A 519-nucleotide genomic window follows, 5' to 3' on the forward strand; every position below is an offset into this window, starting at 1 on the left:
CAGGTTGGGACACCGCAACACTCGGAGCTAACGATGGTGCGGGGTACTTCGATGATTTCGCTCACGGTGCAGGGTCGAGTTACTCTGGCAGATATATATCATCAACCCACAACGTCACCGACCCTGCTGAGGGGCGCGTTGACCTCTCACTCGACAATGCGACCGCAGACGTGATTTGGCAGGCAGAGTCATCTGGGACGTGGACCAACGTCTCGTCAGCGACCCACTCAACCAGTGGGACCAAAACCGCCGACCTGTCCTCAACGAGCGCCGACCAGTGGCGCGTCCGCGTCGACTTCGAGACTGCCGGCTCTGAGCCGACAGCCGGCCTCGGGCGCGACGCGGTCTACTTCCCGGTTACGACGCCAGACATCTCAGCGGCATATTCATCCCCAAGCGGTGGCGAGGTCGTCCGATATTCGACGCCAACGCTCTCCGTCAACATCTCTGACGACGACCTCGGAACCGCACAGGGCGAGGAACTCACGTTGACGTGGCGCGTTGATGGTTCGGTCGTCG

Annotated in this window: 1 pseudogene; it reads left to right on the plus strand. The window is 61.3% G+C overall.

From position 1 onward, the window contains the following. Positions 1-519: pseudogene (locus DVK01_RS22460) on the plus strand (hypothetical protein); the annotation flags it as partial.

Source organism: Haloarcula sp. Atlit-120R (assembly GCF_003665885.1).
GTDB lineage: Archaea > Halobacteriota > Halobacteria > Halobacteriales > Haloarculaceae > Haloarcula > Haloarcula taiwanensis.